Origin of the sequence: Paraburkholderia tuberum STM678, assembly GCF_902833905.1 — a bacterium.
Lineage (GTDB): Bacteria > Pseudomonadota > Gammaproteobacteria > Burkholderiales > Burkholderiaceae > Paraburkholderia > Paraburkholderia tuberum.
The window spans coordinates 221,847-243,049 of record NZ_CADFGP010000003.1; the positions used below are offsets into that span (position 1 = coordinate 221,847).

Consider the following 21,203-nt stretch of genomic DNA (forward strand, 5'->3'; position numbering starts at 1 on the left):
CCCGTTGCTCAGGTGCTCGACGAAGCGAGCAGGTCTCTTGCTTCCTCGGCTGTACCGCGCCCGCCGTGAGCGGTCTGCGGGAAGCGCGCGTGCAGATGCGCGCCGAGGTTGATCCAGTCGTAGGCGGCGTGGATCGTTCCGCGCCAGCCCGACGCCGTATCGAAGCTCGCCGGAAACCGCGGGTCGCCGCCGAGGTCGCGCAGACGCTGCGCGAGTTCATCGGCGAGCGCGACGTAACGCTGTGCATCGCGAGCCGATCCGATCGAGCACTGTTCGAGTTCGCGGATGCCGTCGATCAGCGCCGCATCGAGCGGCAGCAGCCGGATCGCGTCGAGCGTCGCTTCTTCCATCGTCGACTGCGGCGTCACGCCATGCGCGCCGAGCGTGACCATGCAGGCGGTCTGCATCATCCGTTGCAGCGCGTACTCGAGCACCTTCCATTGGCCGCGCTGGAGTGCGCCCTGGGCATCCTCTCGCGCGTTCTCGAGACCGATGTTGGCCCAGATCATCTCGAGACCCGCTTCGGCGAAGCGCCCGGCGGGCATCGGCAGCAACTGGGCACCGCTCGCGCGGCCGCCCGCGAGGCGCGCGCCGTCGATCGAAATCAACGGCGCGCGCGACACCGGCGTCGACGTCGCCTGCTGACGTGCGTGGATTTCTCCGCTGCCCTTCCAGCGCAGGCTGACGAGACCCAGCCGGCTGAAGTCCGCGATCAGCGCGCGCTGCCGGCTCGCCGCTTGCGCGTCGCCACGGCTGGCGATGGCCGTGCATGGCGTGTCGAAGGTGATCGCTCGCCAGGCCTCGGCCGCTTCGTCGTCGAGCGCAAAGACGTCGCTACCTCGCAGCACGTGGACCCGTTCGCCGATCTGCCAGGTCGTCGTGTCCTTGCCGGGGCCAATCAGCACGTTGTCGGCCATGAGGCTCACACCGTTGACGCCGAACTCGCGGATCAGCGCGACCCCCGCCGCGAGGAACCCGCTTTCGGCGCCATGCTCGCGCGGCGCGTGCAGCAGGCCCCACAGACGGCCGACGCGGCCGGCGTCGACGGCCGCGCGTTCGAGTTGCAGCGACAGCCATTTCGGGCTCATGTAGCACTCGCCGAGGCGCGCCACGTGACTCTTCGCCGCATGAAACGCGGCGGTCCTGATCCAGGCGCGTGCGTAGTCGGGCTCGCCGAGCGCGAACATCGCCACCGCATAACGGCCGGTCTGACGCGCGAAATCCTCGAACCACAGCGCCACCGCCTCGCACAGCGCCTCGCGGCCAAGCGCCGCTTGCAGCGTCTCGATCAACGCCGGGTTGTCGATCGGCAGCGCGCCGATAAAGCGCTGGCACCGTTCGAGCAGATTCCACGACAGACGCGCGACCGCGCGCCGGCCTTTGCCGAGCGCTGCGCGAACCTGCGCGAGTTCGCGGCGCAGCCGCGCCGGACTCAGCAACCTGACCTCGACGCGGCGGCCGTCGATGAACAGGATGTACGGCATCGTGGCTGGCTCTAGCCCGCTATCGACGATCGCGACGAAGTCGACGTCGGAGCGCTCGTTGCCGAAGCCTTCGGCGATCGAGCCTTCGAGAAACACGGCGCTCGGTGCCCGCTGTTCGAACTGGGCGCCGAGCGCGGCCCGCGCTTTTTGCCAGAGCTCGGCGAGCATCGGATCAGTCATCAACATGGTTAGGCTCCCTGAGCGTCAAGCCGTGCGCGGCACGAAGTAGCCCGCCGCGATCCCGTAACGAAAGATCCTGCGCAGCAGCGTTTTGCCCGTCGCGCGAGGCAGGGCCGGCAGGATCGCGGCGGTCGCGTCGCGTGCAAAGCGCACCTGGCGAGTCAGGTACGACTCGTACAGTTTCACGACCTCGTCGTAGTAGCGCCGCTCGAGCGGTTTCATCGCGGCGGCGTCGAACACATGCCGCGGCACATAGCGAGGCACGTGAAACGAGGGAAACTCCGCGCAGACGTCATTGATTTCGCGCAGCGTCGTCGGGGTGCCCGAGGTCAGATGCAGCGTGCGTCCGCGCACGAGCGGAAACTTCGCCAGCGCTTCGACGACGCAGTCCGCGACCCAATCGATCGGCACGATGTTCAGCGTCGCGCCGTAGTCGCCCGGCATCGTGCGCACGAGTCCCGCGGCCGTCAGGCGCACGACGGTGTACAGCGTGTCGAACTTGCGGATCACGCCGCTCGCCGAGTCGCCGACGATGATCGACGGGCGCAGCACCGCCGCCGGCAGACCGCTGCGCATCGCCGCTCGCACCGACTGTTCCGCGCGGTACTTGCTCTGCTCATACGGGTTGCCCAGACGCTGACCGAGTTCGAGATCGTCCTCGCGGAATACGCCGGGGCGCTCGCCGCAGACATAGGCGGTGCTCACGTAGAGCAGCGGAATCGGCGCGTCGCCGCTACCTTGCGCGAACTCGACGACGCGCTCGGTGCCGCGAAAGTTGATCGCGTCGTAGACCTCGGGCTTGCGCCCGAAGCTGGTTAGCGCGGCACAGTGGACGATCGCGCCCGTTGCCGCGCGCAGTGCGTCGTAGGTGTGCGGATCGAGCCCAAGCCGGGGCTCGGCGACGTCGCCCCGCACACATGCGAAGGTTCCGGCAGCGGGTGTGTGGCCGCCGTACGGTGTTGCCGCGAGCGGTGTGCCGTCGTTGCGGACAACCGGTCCATCGGAGCGCAAGAATGCGACGACCGGGTACCCCATTGCCGTCAGCCGGGCGATCACTTCGGCGCCCAACAGGCCTCGCGCACCGGTGACGAGAACGTGCTTATCCATCGTGGGTGACCATCCAGGGTTGCGTGTCATTTGAGGAGAAGCCCGGCCAGCAGTCCGAGCTCGACGGCGACGATGAAGCGGGTGCCAGCCCAGCGTGGCCGGCCCTGCCTGCTCGCGGGGCCCGGCCAACTCGCGTTCAGCCAGACGAGCCACACGAGCGGCAGCGTTGCGGCATAGATCGAATACGTTTGCGACAGGCTTGCCAGGCGCGAGAGCGACACGTTGATGCCGAGCGCCAGAATCAGCAGGGCATTCAGCGCGACCCGAATGGCGCGCGCCGACAGGAGATAGGGCTGCAGTGCGGTGGTGCCGACCTTGCGCGAGAACTTCCAGAATTCGTAGCCGGTCCACATCGAACCCGCTACGCACACCACGACGTAGAAGCTCAGTTCGCGCCCAGCAACGTCGCGCCACAAGAAAAAGCCGTACATGAAGATGGCGAAGGGCGCGCCCTCGAAAACGGGTAGGCACAGCAGCGGGTGGGTCGGGAGCAGCCGCTTGAAGACGAACGGCGCAGCGAAGGCCAGTGCGGTGGCGGCAGCGGCGGCCGTTCGCGCGTGCCCCATGCCGGTGTTCAGCGCGACGAGCAGGATCATGCTTGCCGCGATGCTGGCGACGAGGCGTGTGCGTCGCGCCTCGCGTCGCGCCGACAGCGCGTGCCCGGCGGGATAGTCGCGTTCGAGGTCGTCGAGGTCGTCGATCAGGCGAAGCTGGACGAACAGCAAAAAAAACGACGCAAGACCGGCCAGCAAGCGCCAGCCCGGTTCAATGGCGACGCCGGCTATCCGTCCGTATAGCAGCAGCGAGCAGACGAACGCGCCGGCGATCGGCACCGCCTCGGCCGCCAGCGGCAAGCGGCCGAGCGGGTTGCCGAAAGCGGCTGCCGCGGCGGCAAACCGGCCACGTCTCGCATGCGCGGTGACCAGCGAAAGGCGCGGGCTCATGTGCGCATCCCCTCATTGGCGTCTATACGGACCGCCGCGTGCCGGATGCACAGGTCCACTAGCGAGCCGACCGTGAAATACGCTTCGGCGCGTTCTTCGTTCAACGCTTCTAGAGGCAGACGCTCGATGCCAAACGCCTGCTCGATTGCGACCACGGCTTCGACGAGCGACAACGAGTCGAGGCCAAGATCGGCGATCAGCGAACTGTCGAGGTGAATCTCAGTGTTGAAGTCGCGCTGATGCTCGCGGCAGACGCGCAGTAACTGCGTGCGTACGACGCCGAATACGGTGTTGCGCGTCGACGCATTTTTCGATGTGCTGGCCATGCTGGATCCTTGCGTTTACGCGTTGCTCGACGCGGCGTAGCGCCACGGCAGTGTCTGGCCGCCGGCCAGGATGCCCTGTGGATGCGCGAGCGCGACAGGCTCGATCGCCAGCTCCAGGCGGACGGCTTCGAGTGGCCGCTGCAACGCTTCTTCCCAGCGGTAGGAAAGGGGAATGCGCGCGCGCTTGCCGCGCAACCACGCGCGGCGCAGAAAACGATGGACCCAGAAGTTCGGCCACCACGGCGCGGTCAGCGCGGTGCCGAGCAGACCGACGATGCGCGCACGCATCGGTTCGAGCCCGCAGTCGAACGCGAGAAGCGAGGTCTCGCCGGCCCAGTCCTGGCCATAGCCCGTCAACACGTGCAGCAGGTCATGAATGCAGCCGGTGCGCTCGATGAACCACTGACGGTCCGGGCCGGGGAGGATTTCTTCGAGGCCCGCGGCAAGTCGGCTCGCCTGCAGCAGACCATCGGCGCTGTAGCCGCTGTGCTCCATCATCGCCATGTAAGCGCGGCCGAACGAGCCCGGCGTCAAGCGCAGCAGCGTGTCGGAATCCGCGAGCGTGCCGAGCAGTGACGGCTGCTCGGCAAGCAGCGCGCCGGCGCCGGGCTCGCCGAGAAAACGCTGGTACATCGTCTCCATCTGGCCGCCGTCGAGCGCGATCATCACTTCGTAGGCATGCTGAATATCGTCTACGTTCGCCCTCAACGCCTTGATCGCCCGCAAGGCCCGCGGCCAATCGATGTGGCGTCGCGCCAGCGCGTCGTCCTTCAAGGTTGCTGTCATCTGCGGCTCCCGGCAAAGATCAAGAGGGCGAGTCACGAGTGGCAATCGACCGGTGCCTCGCGATTCGGGTTCGGCTACGGCAAGAAGGAATCGAGGCAGGCCGGCCACCAACTGTGGATGCTTTTTGCAGGGTTCATGCCAGTCGTGCGTCGGCAGCACGAAGGTCCTCCTCATTCCCTGCAAGAACGGACCGAAGTGCCCAGATCTCAAAAGGCCGCGCGGGTATCGAGCCGATTGAAGCGGAGTCTGCGATTTGCCGACGCACGTTCGGGCGAGCCCGTCGCAGCCTGCTGGATGTCGGTGCCGGGCCAACACGTGAAGCGCATCTGTTGGTTGCAGATCGACTGCGGGACATTCGATACCGGCCCGGTACGCATGCCGACGTCCAAACATCTAAACGTGCGCATGTATCGCGCTGCCCTTTGAAATCTGGCTGCCCGCTTGCGTCATTGCTTCTGACGAGGACTCACGTCGCGCTGCAAGAGCGTGCCTGGCACGAACCGTGCGCCAGGAGCGCGAACAGTGAGTGGTGCGTATTGATGGTCGCGAAACGTATCGCTTGGGAATACTCACGAGGATGGAGGTAGAGCAATGAATCAGGCATGGAAGGCGAAAGCGGGGCAGTTCCTGCCGGGTGCGAATCTGACTGTGCTGCCGTACTGGGAGCGCGACGCGGTACCGAGCTACGATCGTGCCGAGGTCTCGGTGCCAGGGCGCCTTCACTTCGCGGTATTCGACTTTATGCAAATGGCGCCCGGCTTCGGCGGCGGCGGACTCGGCGTATCGACGAGCACGGTCGGACACCGGATCACCGTCACGAAGACGACCAACGGCGAGGGCGGCTGCGACGTGCCGAGCGGGCGGCACATGCTCGAGCTGTTCAAGCGAGCCGTCGGCTACGCACGTGACGACATCCGCGTCGATCGGGTGCGCAGCATCCAGCACCAGCACAGCGGCTTTGGCTCGAATGTCTCGTTCAACACCGCGACGCTCGCCGGCTTGAACGCGTTGTTCGGCTCTCCGTTTTCGCCGCACGACATGTGGGAAATCATCACCCGCAACTACGTCGAGACCGCGAAGGATGACGAGCACGTGTATTTCGGACTGGAGACCGGCGTCGGCGAAGCGTGCCTGTTCTTCGGCGGTCTGGTCTGGGTCGACGAGAAGCACGGCAACGGCCGTTTTCTCGGCAACCTGAGTTCGGAAAACCTGTGGGTGACCACCGCCGTTGGCAACTACGACACGCTATCGACCGAAGCGCTGCGCGCCCATGGCGAAGGCGCGGACATGTCCGGCACCACCGAGGCGGGCTTCGTGCCGACGCATTTTGTCGAGTGGCAGAAGCGCTACGGCATCGCGTGGCGCAACTTCATCGAACAGAAATTGCGGCCGGCACTGCATCGCAACGACCTGTTCGCGTTTCTGAAGCACGGCTGGGAACTCAACAGCATGAGCAACATGAAGGTGCTCGAAGGCATTTTCCGGACCGACGTGATGCGCGAGTTCGACGAGACGATGCAACGCGAGGGCGCGGTGTACGCGGGGATGAGCAGCGCGGGTCCGGGCTTCTATGCATTCTCCGACTGCGAGGACAAGGCAAAGCACCTCGCGGCGGTGATGATGCATCGGTTCAGCGATTTCATGAGCGAGATGACGGTGGCCCGCGCGGGCCAGAAGCTGTCCATCGACGTCGCCGTCTAGGCGCATTCCTGCGAGCCCTCGCGAACCTTTCCACCGAGACCGATCGAACATGGCCAAGCGCGTCACCTTCGTCAACACGAACCAGATCAAACCGGCGATTGCGCCGATTGCATTCGACTACCTGTCGGCGCCGATGGAGCGAGCCGGGTTCGCGCTCGATTTGCTCGACCTGTGCTTCTCCGACGATTGCGAGGCGGCCATTGCCGCGCACTGCCGCACCGCCGCGCCGGATTACTGGGGGGTGACGCTGCGAAATACCGACGACGTCTATTTTTCCAGCGGCTACAGCTTTCTCGACAGAATCAGGGACATCGTCGCGTTGCTTCGGCGCGCGCGCGCGGTTCCGGTCGTGATGGGCGGCGCGGGCTACTCGGTGATGCCGGAAAAACTGCTTGCTTACCTCGACGCCGACTTCGGCATCGTCAGGGAAGGCGAATTCAGCTTTCCCGAGCTGCTGACCTGCCTCGAAGAAGGCAGGAGTTTCACGCACATACCCGGCGTGGTCTACCGCGATACGGCCGGGGTGCGCGCTACGCCGCTCGCCCCGAACGCATGCGGACCGCTGGCCAGCATCGGGCCTCACAAACGCGAGCTGGTCGACAACCCCCACTACTTCGCCAAAGGCGGCCAGATCGGCATCGAAACGAAGCGCGGTTGCAATCGCTCCTGCATCTATTGCGTCGAGCCGCTGATCAAAGGCCGCACGGTGCGCATGCGCGAACCCGATGATGTCGTCGCCGAGATGGCATCGCTCGAAGAACGCGGGGTCAACGTCTTTCACATCAACGACTCGGAATTCAATCTGAGCGTCGCGCATCCTCTTGCGCTGTGCGCGGCCATCATCCGGCACGGGCTCGCCGGCAAAATCCAGTGGTATGCGTACGGGATGCCGCGGCCGTTTCCCGATGAACTCGCGGCCGCGATGAAAGCAGCCGGTTGCGTCGGCATGAACTTCGGCGTCGACACCGCCAGCGAAACGATGCTGAAGATACTGCGCCGCACCTTTAGCGCCGACGACATCGAGCAAGCGGTCAATACGGCGAAGCGCCACGGCCTCGAGCACATCATCGAGCTGCTGTTCGGCGCGCCCGGCGAGACGCAGGAAACCGCGCGCGAGACGATCGAATTCATCAAGCGGGTCGATCCGGAGCGCGTTTCGGTGACGGTCGGGCTGAGGATTTTCCCCGGCACCGAGCTCGAGCAGATGATTCGCCGCGAAGGCCTGCACGTCGGAAATCCGAATCTTCACGGCCATATCGAAGGCAACGACGATCTGCTGCATCCGGTGTTCTATCTGCCGACCGCATTGGGCCCGGACCCGCAGCAATTCATTGCCGATCTGATCGGCAATGATCGGCGGTTCTTCGGGACCAACGCGAGTCTGTTCAACTACAACGCGAACGACGCGCTGGTCGAAGCGATCGCGCAAGGCGAACGGGGCGCGTATTGGTCGATCCTGAACCGGATCGAGAAACGCTTCGAAGCGGCCCACGACGCTCGCGGATGTCACCGCACGCCCGCGGCCGGTGGCGATGCGGATCGGGCACCGATCGAGGTTGTGCCGATCGAGCAAAGTGCCTGATGCGGTGTGCGATGCCCGAAGCGGCCAGTCATCCAGTGGCCTGCGTACTTTCAACCCAGGAGGAGTGCATGCTTTTAGAAAACAGCCAGCCTGAGCCGTACAGGATCAAGATGGTCGAGCCGATCAGGCTGATCGACCGCGAGCAACGGCAGGCGCGGCTTGTCGCCGCCGGGTACAACGTCTTTCGCCTCGAAGCAGACGACGTCTACATCGATCTGATGACGGACAGCGGCACCTCCGCGATGAGCGCGAACCAGTGGGCCGGCATCATGACCGGCGACGAATCATATGCCGGTTCCCGCAGTTTCATGAAGTTGACGCAGGCCGTGCGGGACATGCTCGGCTTCGACTACGTATTGCCGACCCATCAGGGCCGGCCGGCCGAGCACTTCCTGTTTCGGACCCTCGTGCGCCCAGGCCAGGTGGTGCCATTCAACGCGCCGTTCGATTCGACCGAGGCACACGTATCGATTGCCGGCGGGACCGCGATACCGTGCGTCGCCGAAATCGGCTACCAACCCGCTGTCGAGCACCCGTTCAAGGGCGACGTGGATGTGCAGAAGCTGCGCAACGTGATCGAAAGCGAAGGGCGCGACAATATTCCGCTGATCATGGTCTCGCTGACGAACAACGCGGGCGGCGGCCAGCCGGTCTCGATGGCGAACCTGCGCGCGGTGAGGGCGTTGGCCGATGAGTTTGCGATTCCGGTCTACTTCGATGCGGCGCGCTGCGCGGAGAATGCTTACTTCATCCAGCAGCGCGAGAGCGGCTATGCGAACCGGTCCGTGGCGGAAATTCTGAAGGAGCAGTTTTCCTATGCCGAGGGCTGCACGTTCAGCTGCAAGAAGGACGCGCTGGTCAACATCGGCGGCTTGCTCGCGACACGGTCGCGCACGCTCTATGAGCAGGTCGTGCCGCTGCTCGTGCTGTACGAAGGTTTCGTCACCTACGGAGGGATGGCGGGCCGCGATCTCGAGGCGCTCGCGATCGGTCTGCGCGAGATGGTCGACGACCGATACCTGCAACACCGCGTAGGTCAGGTCGAACGGCTAGGGGACACACTGCTTGCCGGCGGCGTTCCGATACTGAGACCGACCGGTGGACACGCCGTGTACGTCGATGCGGCCGTCTTCCTGCCCCACCTGCCGCGCTCGCAGTTCCCGGCCGAGGCGCTGGCTGCCGAGCTTTATCTGGAGGGCGGCGTGCGCGCCGTCGGTCTGGGCTCGTTGGCGTTCCTGAAAGAAGATCCGTCGACGGGCACTGTCAGCGCCCCGAGGCTGGAACTGCTGAGGCTGGCCATTCCTCGCCGCGTCTACACCGATAGCCACCTCGCGGCGGTTGCCGCCGCGTTGATCCGGGTCTACCAACGACGCGATGCGATCCGGGGAATGCGCATCGTCTCGGCACCGTCGATGCTCAAGCACTTCACCGCGGTCCTCGCGCCGATCGAGGCCCGTGACGAGATGCTCGCGGAGTCTCGGGAAGTTATGGTCTGAGGTGATTTCATGTCGAATGGTGTCTTCGAAACGCTCGAGCTCAAACCGCATGCTTATCCGGGGGTTCTGGTCACGTTGTGCGGTGTGGATGGGGCGGGGAAGTCGTCACTGATGGAAAGGCTCGAAAGCGCGTGCACGCGTGCGGGGCTCAACTGCGTGACGACGTTTACGCCGACCCGTAGGATCCGCAAAGATGCGCTGTTCCGGGATATGGTGGACAGCCACTGGCATACATCGAGCGCCGGTTCCGGACTCGACGTACACCGACGGCGCGTCGACATGCTGGGCATTCTGCTGTCCATCATGGGAGACCTCGTCCAGCATCTGACCGACACGGTCATACCGGCACTGGAACGCGGCGACGTCGTTTTCTGCGACCGCTACGTGTTCACCTCTCAGGCTGAAATCGGCACGCGTTCCGATCCCGCTGAGACTGCGCCTGTGCTCCGCAGCATCGCCGGTCATTTGCTGCGTCCCGACGTCGCCTTTGGTCTGAACGTTTCCGGCGCGACTTCACACCATCGCGTGCGGGCAAGGAACGACGAGAACGACCAGCCGCCGCCGATGAGCTTTCTGACGCGTCAGGTGGCGGCCTATCGCGCCGTGTTCGAGGTCAACGGCGTTGTCGCGCTGGATGCGGAGCGCAGTCTCGACGAGACGTTCTGTCAGGCACTCAGTCATCTCGTGGCGATCGACCGTGTTGCGGGGCGGTTGGGCTCTCTCGGGGCGGAATGTCCTACACGAAGCGTGGCGGCATGCTGAGGCTTCGACCTGCGCCCGGGAAGCCGGATTCGGGCATCGAGGTATGCGACAAAATGCGCGTCGACACGTTTTGACGAGCATCTATCCTTCGAGGAAGGACCATGATGCATGGAACATCAGAGCCAGGGAGACGACGATGCTTAGCCCACATGAGATCGCAACGCTCATGCTTCTCGAGACAAACCCCCGTCCAGAAAATTTCGATCCCGGCGATCTCGACGCGTTGTGCGAGCGCCAACTTGTATTTGTGGAAAAGCTCGCGTCTGGATACGCGCGAGGGCGTCTGACCGCGCAAGGACGCTCGATATTGCGGTCGGTCGGGAGGGTGATCTCGGGAGGGTGAACTAGTGCCTCGCTCTGCATCGCCTGGGAGCTGTGACCTTCAGGAGCAAAATGACCGTTGAAGCGCACGCACGCATGCGGGGAATAGTGGGCACCGGAATGTGACGGGCGACGCTCGCGCTCAGCGGGCTAGGCCGCCAACGGGACAGCGCCCGTACATTTGATTTCATCGAGGCAAACGCTGGACTTGACTCCGCTCACGCCCGGAATGCGCATCAGCGTATCCAGCAGAAACTCCGACAGCGCTTTCAGGTCTTGCGCCACGACCTTGAGCATGTAATCGATATCACCCGTTACGACGAAGCATTCCTGAACCTGGGTGAGTTCCGAGATCATTCGCTTGAACTTCGACAGGTCGCGGACATGGCCTCGCTCCATCGTCACCTGGATGAAGGCCACTACGCCAAAGCCCAGCAGCTGCGCGTCGAGCCGCGTCTCGTAGCGTTTGATCACACCCATTTCCTCGAGCCGGCGATGCCGCCTCAGCGTTTGCGCGGGCGACAGTTTGATCGCCTCCGCAAGTTCGAGATTGGAGATGCGCCCCTGGGACTGAAGAATCTCCAGTAGACGCACGTCGATACGGTCGATGTCGATTGCCTGCACTTTTATTTCCTCGTTCTCCAGTGAAATGAAATATTAATGCACAAATCAGGGTTTGTCTGCGTCTGCAAGGAAATCCAATTGCGTCGATAAAAATTTACACTGAATCCAGATGGCGCTGCAACGACGCCGGCAGATGCGTTGAGAGAGTGGTCCGAGGACGCTGCCTGCCTGGCGATTGGAGAAATTTGCTTTCATTTTTCCGACACCCGGCACCACTCGGTGCCGGTTGCTCGCCACAAATCATTCACCCTCTGCTGAACCTGAGAGATCATGGCCGACCTGTTTGACAATCCAATGCAACTGATGGGCTTCGAATTCGTTGAATTTGCCTCGCCCGTACCCAATGTCCTTGAATCGCTGTTCGAGCAGATGGGCTTCACACTGGTGGCTCGCCACCGTTCGAAGGACGTGCTGCTTTACCGCCAGGGCGAAATCAACTTCATCGTCAATCGCGAGCGCAACAGTGCGGCCGCTTACTTTGCCGCCGAGCATGGCCCGAGTGCGTGCGGCATGGCATTTCGCGTGAAGGATTCGCACAAGGCCTACGCCCGCGCGCTGTCGCTAGGGGCTCAGCCGATCGAAATCGCAACCGGTCCAATGGAGCTGAGATTGCCGGCAATCAAAGGCATTGGCGGCGCACCGCTTTATCTGATCGACCGCTTCGAAGACGGCAAGTCGATCTACGACATTGATTTCGAGTTCATCGAAGGTGTCGAGCGGCGGCCGGCCGGTCATGGCTTGCGCCTCGTCGACCACCTCACGCACAACGTCTATCGCGGCCGCATGACGTATTGGGCCAACTTCTACGAGACGCTGTTCAACTTCCGTGAGCTACGCTACTTCGACATCGAGGGCGAATACACGGGTCTCACGTCGAAGGCGATGACGGCGCCGGACGGCAAGATCCGCATTCCATTGAACGAGGAATCTGGCAAGGGGAGCGGGCAGATCGAGGAATTCCTGATGGCCTTCAATGGCGAGGGCATTCAACACATCGCGTTCCTGACGGACGATCTGATAACGGTTATCGACAATCTGCAGATGGCAGGCGTGCCGCTGATGACGGGGCCCAACAGCTACTACTACGATGCGCTCGAGACGCGCTTGCCGGGCCACGGTCAACCGGTGGGCGAATTGCAATCGCGCGGCATCCTCCTCGACGGAACGACGGCAGACGGGTCGCCGCGCCTGCTGCTGCAGATTTTTTCCAAGCCGCTGCTTGGCCCTGTCTTTTTCGAATTCATCCAGCGCAAGGGTGATGAAGGTTTCGGCGAAGGCAATTTCAAGGCGCTGTTCGAGTCGCTCGAACGCGATCAGATCGAGCGGGGCACGCTGAAGGTTTGACGCGCGTACAACCCCGTTGATAGCTCTCGACCAGAGCAGGCGAAAAGCGAGGCGTGGCGTCCAGAACCAACCACAGGACACAGGAGACAACATCGTGGCACACCAGCAACAGGGCACGCTACAGCGCGGCCTGAAAAATCGTCACATTCAGTTGATCGCGCTAGGAGGCGCAATCGGCACCGGCCTCTTTCTCGGCATCGCGCAGACCATCAAGACGGCAGGACCGTCCGTGTTGCTCGGGTACGCGATCGCGGGCATCGTCGCCTTCTTCATCATGCGGCAACTCGGCGAAATGGTCGTCGACGAGCCGGTTGCGGGATCCTTCAGCTACTTCGCAGGCAAATACTGCGGCCAATTCTCCGGCTTCGTGTCCGGCTGGAACTACTGGGTGCTGTACGTTCTCGTGTCAATGGCAGAACTGTCGGCCGTTGGCATCTACATGCAGTACTGGTGGCCCGGTCTGCCCACGTGGGTCTCCGCGCTCGTCTGCTTTTGCGTCATCAACGCGATCAACCTCACCAGCGTGAAGTCGTACGGCGAGCTCGAGTTCTGGTTCTCGATCGTCAAGGTCGCGGCGATCGTCGGCATGATCGGCTTCGGCGGCTACCTGTTGATTTCGGGCCACGCAGGCCCTGACGCGGGCGTGGCCAATCTCTGGCGCCACGGCGGCTTCTTTCCGAACGGCGTGTCGGGCCTCGTGATGGCGATGGCTGTCATCATGTTCTCGTTCGGTGGACTGGAACTCGTCGGCATTACGGCCGCCGAGGCGGAAGATCCTTCGCACACCATCCCGCGCGCGACCAACCAGGTGATCTACCGGATCCTGATTTTCTACGTCGGCGCACTCGGCGTGCTGCTGTCGCTGTATCCGTGGGAAAAAGTCGTTACGGGCGGTAGTCCGTTCGTGCTGATCTTTCACGCGATGAATAGCAACTTCGTCGCCAACGTGCTCAATGCGGTGGTGCTCACCGCCGCGCTGTCGGTGTACAACAGCGGCGTCTACTGCAACAGCCGCATGCTTTACGGCCTCGCAGGCCAGGGCAATGCGCCGCGCGCTCTGCTGAAGGTGAACGCCCGCGGGATTCCGCTCGTCGCGCTGGGTGTTTCCGCCGTGGCGACGGCCACCTGCGTGGTGATCAACTACCTGATGCCCGGCAAGGCATTTGAACTGCTGATGGGGCTCGTCGTCTCGGCGCTCATCATCAACTGGGCAATGATCAGCATCATTCATTTGCGATTCCGCGCTGCGAAAGCGCGAGCCGGTGAGACGACCGTATTCCGCAGCCTGGGTTATCCGCTCACCAACTATCTGTGTCTGGTGTTCCTTGGCGGGATCCTGGTGGTGATGTGGCTGATACCGGATCTGCGCATGTCGGTCTACCTGATCCCCGTTTGGCTCGTTGCGCTGGGCGTCGGCTATCGCTTGCGCAATCGACGCGCGGACGCCTCCGTACCAGTTGGTGTGCCGATGCGCTAGGCACCGCGTTTCTGCAACCATTTGGCCTAATCCAGGGAACCAGCATGTTTGAACACATCGATGCCTATGCGGGCGACCCGATCCTCACATTGAACGAGAACTTCGCGAAGGATTCGCGCGACCATAAGGTCAATCTGAGCATCGGCATCTATTACGACGATCAAGGCCGCTTACCGGTGATGCAAGCCGTACGCGAGGCTGAAGGACAACTGCTCGCCGAGCTCGGTCCAAAGCCGTACCTGCCGATGGCGGGCTTCGCCCACTACCGCGATGCCGTGCAATCGTTGGTGTTCGGCGACGACTCGCCGGCACGTACCGAGGGGCGCATCGCGACTGTGCAGACCTTGGGCGGCTCGGGCGCGCTCAAGGTCGGTGCGGATTTCATCAAGCGCTATTTTGCGGGCTCACGGGTATGGGTCAGCGATCCGACGTGGGAAAACCACCGTTTCATCTTCGAGCGCGCGGGATTCGAAGTCGACACGTACCCGTACTACGACGAATCGAGCGGCGGGCTCAAGTTCGAAGAGATGCTATCGGCCATCGACGCGCTGCCGGCGCGCAGCGTCGTCCTGTTGCACGCGTGCTGTCACAACCCGACGGGCGTCGATCTGAACGACGCGCAATGGGTGCAACTGATCGAGGTCATCAGGAAGCGGACCCTGCTGCCATTCATCGACATGGCGTATCAGGGCTTCGGCGCGGGCATCGACGCGGACGCATTTGCGATTCGTGAACTCGTGCGCCAGAACGTGCCGGCGTTGGTGGCCAATTCATTCTCGAAGAACTTCTCGCTGTATGGCGAGCGCTGCGGCGGACTGTCGGTGATTTGCGAGTCGCCGGATGTTGCCGGGCGCGTATTGGGTCAATTGACGAGCGCTGTGCGCGCGAACTACAGCAATCCGCCGACGCACGGCGCAAAGATCGTAGCGCGCGTGCTGACAACACCGGCAATGCGGCAATCATGGCAACAAGAGCTTGCATCGATGTGCCGGCGCATCATGCGTATGCGTGCGGAGATCCATGAACGCCTGCGCGGCAAGGTGCCGGACACGATGCTCGCGCGCTACGTCGAGCAGCGCGGTATGTTCACGTACACCGGGTTGTCGGCAGACCAGGTCGACACGCTGCGCGAACGACACGGCGTCTACTTGATCCGGTCCGGGCGCATGTGCGTCGCCGCGCTCAATGACAACAACGTTGCGACGGCTGCGGAGGCCATCGCGAGGGTCATCTTGCGGGCAGGCGATTGAGACTACTGCCGCAAGCCTGGAGCCGCGGCTGGACACGCGATCAGTCCGGCTAAGGTGCGCGCGATGGCGGATCGGTTCCAGACCGACGTCGAAGCCGTCGCTAGCGCTCTCGATGCGGTGCGCGGCATGGAAATCGTCCTTTTCAGTTTTGTCGCGCGCTCGCGTTGCCGCTGTGCTTGAGCGTCGGATCGAGCAACGAACCCTTGACGTCGAGCGAAGACGCTTGCCCGAGTTTCGCGTAGTCGTTCTCGAGCCATACGTTCGCCACTTCGCGGCCACGCTCGAAGAGCGTTTTGAGCAATGACCAGGACGTGCTGCTCTTGGAAACAAAACCGAACTTCGCGAGAAAATCGTCGTCGCGAATCAGGTGAAACCTGACGGGCTTGAAGCGGCTTTTGCGCGCCGCTTCCTCGCCGACCGAGTCGAGCACACGGTTGACCGCTTCGATCGCGTTGATCTCCAGTACGACGGACGCGTTGAAACCGATTTCATTGAGCCGGTCGAGAATGCCGCGCGCGTCTTTAGGCGGCATGTCGTGGCGCACGAACGGATTCGCGAGAACGAGAATCAGGTCTTGGGCATGGGCGATCAACGGCGCCAAAGGCGGGTTGCCCAGATAGCCGCCATCCCAGTACGGTATGCCGCCCACGCTGATGGTGCGAAACTCGCTCGGCAGGCATGCGGAAGCGCGCAATACGTCAATGGAAATCTCGGGGCGGGTGAAGATTGCGCGTTGGTTGGTTCGTACGTCGGTTGCGCAAATGAACAGTTGCGGGCCATCGCGCGTGGTATTGAGCGCGGCGAGATCCTGTTCGGGGAGGGCGGAACGAATCACCGGCCCGAGCGGATCGCGGTAAAACGGATTGCCGTAAGGCGAAGCGACGAGTCCCACGGCCTCCAGCATGATGGCGGCGGGATTCCAGTCGATATTCCAGCCGCCGAATGGGCCGGGTTCGGAAAAGCCGAGGAGCGCGTTGCCCGCCAGCGCACCGGCGCGCGATACCGCTTCCCAGAAGGCGCGCAGCATCTCGCGTGCTTTCGGTGCGCCGCTGGTTGCGAGACCCGCCGCGCACAGCGTCGCATTGATTCCGCCCGCGCTTGCGCCGCTGATCGCCGCGATATCGAGCGGGGTTGCCTGCGACGAAGCCTCCAGCAGACGGTCGAGCACACCCCACGTGAAGGCGCCGTGCGAACCGCCGCCTTGCAGGGCAAACGCGACCTTGGGGCCGTTCTGTCGCGTCGGGTTCCGGGGTTCCTCCATCGCCATGGCTCCTTCGCGTCTTCATCGCGTTCCCGGCAATCTTACGCGCACGCGAGGGTACTTGCGTCGGAAACGTCGAGCTTTTAATGCTTCGTCCTGTCCCGCATGCCATGGCGGATCGCCCTGGATGCTGCGATACTATTTATAAGCGCGCGCTGCGTAACCTACTAAAACGGTCCATGACAAAGAGGTTGACTGACACAAACCGGTGTGCCGGGAAGGCATCGCGGGCTCACAGCTTTCGTCCGGGGGTACCTGGATGAAACGGCATCTCGATCTGGATTCCCGAGGCGCGATCACGCTAAACGGGCTGGCGCGCAGGCTGGGGCGTACCCGTGAGCAATTGATGCATCGCTGGATCGCCGAGACCTCGGAGCAGGCCGCGCACACCGATGCGGACAGCGGGCAGGGACTCATGGACTGTTTCGCCTATATGCTGGCCGAAGTATGCGCTGCCCTGCTGGTCGCCGAGAGCGACGCGTCACTATCCGCGCATGTGGCTGTCGCGCATCCCGGCAGGTTCTGGCCAGAGGGCTGGCGGGTCACGGATCTGTTTCGCAACATCGATCTGATGCAGCGCTTTCTGAAAGACGAGATCCGCGCGTATTTCGGTCCGGTTGCGGCTTCCGTCGACGTTCACATACGGGCACACGACATCGTCGAGCGCACGTTTCGCGCGATGATCGAAAACGCCATCGAGGCGCAAATGCAACGTCAGGCGGCCGAGGTGGCGGCGGCGCAGGACAGCCTGCACACGGCGCTGACCGCGCTGAAGCTCACCGAGGAGCGGCTGCGTGTCGCCACGAGCGCGGCCGGCATCGGCATCTTCGAGTGGTGTGGCGCCTCGCGACAAGGCGTGTGGGAAAACCGCCAGATGTACGAAATCACCGGGCAGCCCGAGGAGAGGGGACCGTTGACGGAAACCGAGTTCATAACGTCGGTCGTTCATCCCGACGATGTCGAACTGCTGAAATGCCATTTTCAGTCCCGGCTGGTCTCCGGCGAGCCGGTGCATGTCGCGTTCCGGCTGCACCGCGTAACCGACCGCGCGCTCAGGACCGTCGAAATGTTCGGGTATCTGCGTCCGCCCGTTCAGCAGGACGATTACACGTTCATTGGCAGCTTGTGCGACGTGACGGAGCGGACCGACGCGGAGGCGAAATTGCAGGACGCCGATCGCCGCAAGGACATCTTTCTGGCCACGCTCGCGCACGAGCTGCGCAACCCGTTGGCGCCCGTGCGCAACGCCGCGCATCTGCTGGGCCACGGCGCGGGAGCCGATCCCGCCAAACGTGAATGGCTGCGCAATGTGATCGAACGCCAGACCGGCCACCTGTCGCATCTGATCGACGACCTGCTCGATGTATCGAGGATCACCACCGGCAAGATCGAGTTGAAGCGCGAGGTCTTCGATATCAGGCTGGCACTCGACCACGCTCTCGAGATCACGATGCCGGCTGCGTTGCAGCGGCATCACGACATCGTGCGTCTGTCGCTCGCGCACCCCGTGTACGTCCACGGTGACCCGGCGCGGATCACCCAGACATTTTCCAATCTGCTGGATAACGCGATCAAATACACCGACGAGGGCGGCCGGATCGTCGTATGCGCGACGCTCGTCGGTCAGGAGGTATCCGTTACCGTGTCGGACACGGGCACGGGTATTTCGGGCGACGCACTGCCTCACGTGTTCGATCTGTTCGTACAGGGTTCCTGCCACGGCGAGCCGTCCAGGGGTGGTCTTGGGATCGGGCTCTCGGTGTGCAAGACGCTGACCGAGATGCACTGCGGGACCATTGTCGCCAGGAGCGAAGGCAAGAACAGAGGCAGTGAATTCGAAATACGTCTACCCGTTTGCCAGGGCAGCAACCAGCGGGCGAAGGACGATGCCGAAGCAGGTCGACCGCCGTCCGACCCATTGCGTGTTCTGATCGTCGACGATAACAGCGATGCCGCGCTGTCGCTCGCAATGATTCTCGACGCGCACGATGTGCGCACCGCACACAGCGGGGAAGAAGCGCTTCAGATTGCCGCTGCCTTCGAGCCGCAGATCGTTTTCCTTGATCTTGGTCTGCCGGGAATCAGCGGCTATGAGGTTGCGCGTCGGCTGAGGGATCGTCAGGCGGCCGGCAAGCGCCTTGAAATCGTCGCCGTGTCCGGATACGGACAGCCTGAGGACGTGACTCGCTCAGCGGGAGCGGGGTGTGATAGTCATCTCGTCAAACCCGTCGATATCGAAGAACTGCTTGCGATCATCAGGCGAATGACCAGCGAAAATCCGTCCACCGCGTAGTTTTCAATCGCCCCTCTTTGTGCGAGGCGGCGTTCTGGGGCGACGACGAAAAGCACTGTTAGGATTTCCCCGCTTATCAGTCGAATTCCCTCGCGGGAACGGCGTGGTGGGCGAGGGCGTCGGCGGTTTCGCGCCCGGAGACGAGGTCAATGTGATCCCGTCGTTCTCGATGAATCAGTACTTCACCTAGGGCGAAGTCATCATCGTGCCGGACCATGCAGTCGTCAGGCACCCGAAATCTCTTTCCTTCGCCGAGGCCGCGTCGGTGTGGATGATGTTCGTCACCGCATATGGCGCGCTGATCGAAGATGCGAAGGTGGGCGCCGGCGACTATGTCGTCATACCGGCCGCTTCGAGCAGCGTTGGACTGGCAGCGATCCAGCTAGCGAATTACGCGGGGGCGACGTCGATCGCGGTCACGCGCCATGCCGGCAAGCGACAGCAGTTGCTCGACGCGGGTGCCGCACACGTGGTCGTGACGGACGAGTCGGACCTTGTCGAAGCGATCATGCGGATCACGGATGGAAAGGGGGCTCGCGTCGCTTTCGATCCGGTCGGCGGCCCGAACTTCGCGAAACTGGTCTGGGCGCTGTCCTTCCAGGGGATCGCATATCTGTACGGCGCGCTAGACGAACGTGCCACGACGCTGCCCGTGCTGCCGATGATCGCCAAAATGATTTCCGTGAAGGCGCACAACATCTGGCTGACGAGTGGCGACCCGACGCGCCGAAAGGCTGCGGTGGAGTTCGTGCTCAAGGGGCTCGAAAGCGGCTCGCTGAAGCCGGTCATCGATCGCACCTTTGGGTTCGACGAGATCGTCGACGCGCACCGCTACCTCGAAACCAACGGGCAGTTCGGAAAGATCGTGGTAACGGTGTAGCCCGCGAACCGACATTGAGGTGAGGCAACGCGCTGCTTTTCCGCTTGATATTGTCGCTGGCCGCGTTCGCTCAAGCGCGGCCATCGCGAAGTGCTGAGTTCCAGTTCATTCAGCATGTGGCGGCATTGGGGTAGCGCATGACATGGCGATTCTTCGGTCGCATCGCGCATGCCGGCGTTGGTCTGGCTGTCGCGCGACCTTCATCACGGGCCCATCGGTACCGTTTCCACGCGTGCCCGGACTCACGCGTGTCAGGACACCACATCGGCCAGCGGCCGCCTCGGCGCGTGACTGACGCGCGGGCCGCGGCCGACGCGGAGCAGAAGCTGCGGAATCGCCTCCGTTCCCAGCAGCGTCCGGAGCCGCTCGCGCAGCGGGTCCACTTCGATCGGCTGGTTCAGGTAGGAAGCGGTCAGTCCCGCGGATGCCGCGACCAGCAGCATCCGCTGGAGCGCCTGTCCCGCCGCGAGCCATGCCTCGCGGTCGTCGCGCATCGTGGCGATGCCGACCATCAGCGGCGAGCCTTGCACGAGGTGCTGATGCGTAGCGGGCTGTCCCGCGCCCACATCGAATACGCGGACGGCCAGGCTGACGAGCGGCGCCGCGAAGTCGAGCAATGCTCCGACAGCGGTACCGTAAGCCGGCATGCCATCGTCGCGCCGGCGCGGGTGGATCCAGCTGGCGAGCTCGCGACGGAAGCGTGGGTCCGCGAACTGCGCGTGATCGGCGTCGGCGATCAGTTGCGCAAGCGCCTCGCGTGCGGTCGTTTGCTCCACGCAACAGGCAATCGCGCCCTCGTCGTCGCAGGCGTCGCTGAGCTTGCGTTGCAGTGCGGCCGGAACGGCTTCGTCGGCGAACGGCGCACGCGTGGTCACGCGCGCCGTCAGCGCGTCGAAGAGTTCGCGCAGGTGGGGATCGCGAGGCCCGTCGCGCGACACGCGCACGAGCGCCACGATGTCGGGGTCGGCTTCCGATGGAAACAGCGTGATCGCATAAGCGAGACCGAGACGGCACAGCGCCACGCGAAGATTGAGCAACGCCGCGCCGCAGCTCATCAGAAGTTCGCGATCGAAAGGATCGACCACGGGAAGCGCGCGCATGCGGTCGGCGCAGATCTGTACGGTCTCGCCGTCGACGATGAACCGCCACGGTTGCGTGTTGTGATTCGACGGCGCGAGCACCGCATAATGCAGCGCAAAGCGCAGCTGCTGTTCCAGTGGCGTGGAGGCGTGGAAGTGCGGTTCGCCGATTTCCCACGCGTCATGTTGGGCGGCATCGTTCATCTCGAAGTCTCCTTTCGGATCGTTCCCGCGAGCACGCGGTTCGTGTCGTCATCGTGTCGCCGGGTACCGTGGCAGGTTTGTGGCAGGTCGACGTTTCAGATG

At 63.3% G+C, this 21,203-nt stretch carries 18 protein-coding genes; 10 read left to right on the forward strand and 8 right to left on the reverse strand.

Annotated elements, in window-relative coordinates; all coding sequences use genetic code 11:
- Window positions 1-8: 8 nt before the first annotated feature.
- The 5 genes from HWY30_RS03820 to HWY30_RS03840 form a co-directional block, all read right to left on the reverse strand.
- On the reverse strand, window positions 9-1,670 hold the full coding sequence (locus HWY30_RS03820) for a nucleotidyltransferase domain-containing protein (protein WP_090811545.1): 1,662 nt from the start codon (window positions 1,668-1,670) through the stop codon (window positions 9-11).
- An 18-nt stretch (window positions 1,671-1,688) separates the two neighbouring features.
- A complete protein-coding gene (locus tag HWY30_RS03825; RefSeq protein WP_090811543.1) occupies window positions 1,689-2,771 on the reverse strand; it encodes an SDR family oxidoreductase in 1,083 nt (360 codons plus the stop codon).
- A gap of 26 nt (window positions 2,772-2,797) precedes the next feature.
- Complete coding sequence (locus HWY30_RS03830) at window positions 2,798-3,625, reverse strand: hypothetical protein (RefSeq protein WP_244144773.1); 828 nt, start codon at window positions 3,623-3,625, stop codon at window positions 2,798-2,800.
- Window positions 3,626-3,711: 86 nt separating this feature from the next.
- Window positions 3,712-4,041: an acyl carrier protein gene (locus HWY30_RS03835; protein ID WP_090811539.1), complete on the reverse strand. Its 330-nt coding sequence runs from the start codon at window positions 4,039-4,041 to the stop codon at window positions 3,712-3,714.
- A gap of 15 nt (window positions 4,042-4,056) precedes the next feature.
- Window positions 4,057-4,827, reverse strand: a complete 771-nt coding sequence (locus HWY30_RS03840) for a Coq4 family protein (protein WP_090811537.1) — start codon at window positions 4,825-4,827, stop codon at window positions 4,057-4,059.
- Window positions 4,828-5,418: 591 nt separating this feature from the next.
- Between HWY30_RS03840 and HWY30_RS03845 the strand changes: the two genes are divergently transcribed.
- The 5 genes from HWY30_RS03845 to HWY30_RS41415 all read left to right on the forward strand — a co-directional run bounded on the left by HWY30_RS03845 (window position 5,419) and on the right by HWY30_RS41415 (window position 10,711).
- On the forward strand, window positions 5,419-6,528 hold the full coding sequence (locus HWY30_RS03845) for a hypothetical protein (protein ID WP_090811533.1): 1,110 nt from the start codon (window positions 5,419-5,421) through the stop codon (window positions 6,526-6,528).
- A gap of 49 nt (window positions 6,529-6,577) precedes the next feature.
- Window positions 6,578-8,110 (forward strand): B12-binding domain-containing radical SAM protein, encoded by a 1,533-nt coding sequence (locus HWY30_RS03850; RefSeq protein ID WP_090811531.1) that lies wholly within the window; start codon window positions 6,578-6,580, stop codon window positions 8,108-8,110.
- Between the two features lie 68 nt (window positions 8,111-8,178).
- Window positions 8,179-9,606, forward strand: a complete 1,428-nt coding sequence (locus tag HWY30_RS03855; protein ID WP_090811528.1) for a tryptophanase — start codon at window positions 8,179-8,181, stop codon at window positions 9,604-9,606.
- A 9-nt stretch (window positions 9,607-9,615) separates the two neighbouring features.
- Entirely contained in the window at window positions 9,616-10,368 is a 753-nt protein-coding gene (locus tag HWY30_RS03860; protein WP_090811526.1) for a dTMP kinase, read from the forward strand.
- 136 nt (window positions 10,369-10,504) lie between these two features.
- Entirely contained in the window at window positions 10,505-10,711 is a 207-nt protein-coding gene (locus HWY30_RS41415; RefSeq protein WP_090811949.1) for a hypothetical protein, read from the forward strand.
- A gap of 128 nt (window positions 10,712-10,839) precedes the next feature.
- On the opposite strand, the gene HWY30_RS03865 is transcribed toward HWY30_RS41415, so the two are convergent.
- Window positions 10,840-11,313: an Lrp/AsnC family transcriptional regulator gene (locus HWY30_RS03865; RefSeq protein WP_090811524.1), complete on the reverse strand. Its 474-nt coding sequence runs from the start codon at window positions 11,311-11,313 to the stop codon at window positions 10,840-10,842.
- Window positions 11,314-11,583: 270 nt separating this feature from the next.
- Here HWY30_RS03865 and hppD point away from each other — a divergent pair, with 270 nt between their 5' ends.
- From hppD to HWY30_RS03880, 3 genes are all read left to right on the forward strand, one after another.
- Window positions 11,584-12,657, forward strand: coding sequence for a 4-hydroxyphenylpyruvate dioxygenase (gene hppD, locus HWY30_RS03870; RefSeq protein WP_090811522.1), 1,074 nt, complete (start codon window positions 11,584-11,586; stop codon window positions 12,655-12,657).
- A 94-nt stretch (window positions 12,658-12,751) separates the two neighbouring features.
- The gene (locus HWY30_RS03875) at window positions 12,752-14,134 is read left to right on the forward strand and encodes an amino acid permease (RefSeq protein ID WP_090811520.1); all 1,383 of its coding nucleotides are present in this window, start codon (window positions 12,752-12,754) and stop codon (window positions 14,132-14,134) included.
- A gap of 44 nt (window positions 14,135-14,178) precedes the next feature.
- Window positions 14,179-15,384 (forward strand): amino acid aminotransferase, encoded by a 1,206-nt coding sequence (locus HWY30_RS03880; protein WP_090811518.1) that lies wholly within the window; start codon window positions 14,179-14,181, stop codon window positions 15,382-15,384.
- Window positions 15,385-15,526: 142 nt separating this feature from the next.
- Here the strand turns inward: HWY30_RS03880 and HWY30_RS03885 are convergent, their stop codons facing one another.
- Window positions 15,527-16,645, reverse strand: a complete 1,119-nt coding sequence (locus HWY30_RS03885) for a patatin-like phospholipase family protein (RefSeq protein ID WP_090811947.1) — start codon at window positions 16,643-16,645, stop codon at window positions 15,527-15,529.
- A gap of 259 nt (window positions 16,646-16,904) precedes the next feature.
- On the opposite strand from HWY30_RS03885, the gene HWY30_RS03890 reads away from it, so the two are divergent.
- Window positions 16,905-18,938 (forward strand): hybrid sensor histidine kinase/response regulator, encoded by a 2,034-nt coding sequence (locus HWY30_RS03890; protein WP_090811516.1) that lies wholly within the window; start codon window positions 16,905-16,907, stop codon window positions 18,936-18,938.
- 205 nt (window positions 18,939-19,143) lie between these two features.
- A complete protein-coding gene (locus HWY30_RS03895) occupies window positions 19,144-19,818 on the forward strand; it encodes a zinc-dependent alcohol dehydrogenase family protein (protein ID WP_244144774.1) in 675 nt (224 codons plus the stop codon).
- Window positions 19,819-20,069: 251 nt separating this feature from the next.
- On the opposite strand, the gene HWY30_RS03900 is transcribed toward HWY30_RS03895, so the two are convergent.
- Window positions 20,070-21,101 carry an Acg family FMN-binding oxidoreductase gene (locus HWY30_RS03900; protein ID WP_090811514.1) on the reverse strand — a complete coding sequence of 344 codons (1,032 nt, stop codon included), beginning with the start codon at window positions 21,099-21,101 and terminating at the stop codon, window positions 20,070-20,072.
- Between the last annotated feature and the right edge of the window lie 102 nt (window positions 21,102-21,203).

Bases quoted from the DNA above. Each gene is read 5' to 3' on its own strand.
- HWY30_RS03850 (WP_090811531.1), top strand. From the start codon at position 6,578: ATGGCCAAGCGCGTCACCTTCGTCAACACGAACCAGATCAAACCGGCG.
- HWY30_RS03885 (WP_090811947.1), bottom strand. From the start codon at position 16,645: ATGGAGGAACCCCGGAACCCGACGCGACAGAACGGCCCCAAGGTCGCG.
- HWY30_RS03855 (WP_090811528.1), top strand. From the start codon at position 8,179: ATGCTTTTAGAAAACAGCCAGCCTGAGCCGTACAGGATCAAGATGGTC.
- HWY30_RS03835 (WP_090811539.1), bottom strand. From the start codon at position 4,041: ATGGCCAGCACATCGAAAAATGCGTCGACGCGCAACACCGTATTCGGC.
- HWY30_RS03900 (WP_090811514.1), bottom strand. From the start codon at position 21,101: ATGAACGATGCCGCCCAACATGACGCGTGGGAAATCGGCGAACCGCAC.
- HWY30_RS03845 (WP_090811533.1), top strand. From the start codon at position 5,419: ATGAATCAGGCATGGAAGGCGAAAGCGGGGCAGTTCCTGCCGGGTGCG.
- HWY30_RS41415 (WP_090811949.1), top strand. From the start codon at position 10,505: ATGCTTAGCCCACATGAGATCGCAACGCTCATGCTTCTCGAGACAAAC.
- HWY30_RS03820 (WP_090811545.1), bottom strand. From the start codon at position 1,670: ATGTTGATGACTGATCCGATGCTCGCCGAGCTCTGGCAAAAAGCGCGG.
- HWY30_RS03880 (WP_090811518.1), top strand. From the start codon at position 14,179: ATGTTTGAACACATCGATGCCTATGCGGGCGACCCGATCCTCACATTG.
- HWY30_RS03825 (WP_090811543.1), bottom strand. From the start codon at position 2,771: ATGGATAAGCACGTTCTCGTCACCGGTGCGCGAGGCCTGTTGGGCGCC.
- HWY30_RS03840 (WP_090811537.1), bottom strand. From the start codon at position 4,827: ATGACAGCAACCTTGAAGGACGACGCGCTGGCGCGACGCCACATCGAT.
- HWY30_RS03890 (WP_090811516.1), top strand. From the start codon at position 16,905: ATGAAACGGCATCTCGATCTGGATTCCCGAGGCGCGATCACGCTAAAC.
- hppD (WP_090811522.1), top strand. From the start codon at position 11,584: ATGGCCGACCTGTTTGACAATCCAATGCAACTGATGGGCTTCGAATTC.
- HWY30_RS03860 (WP_090811526.1), top strand. From the start codon at position 9,616: ATGTCGAATGGTGTCTTCGAAACGCTCGAGCTCAAACCGCATGCTTAT.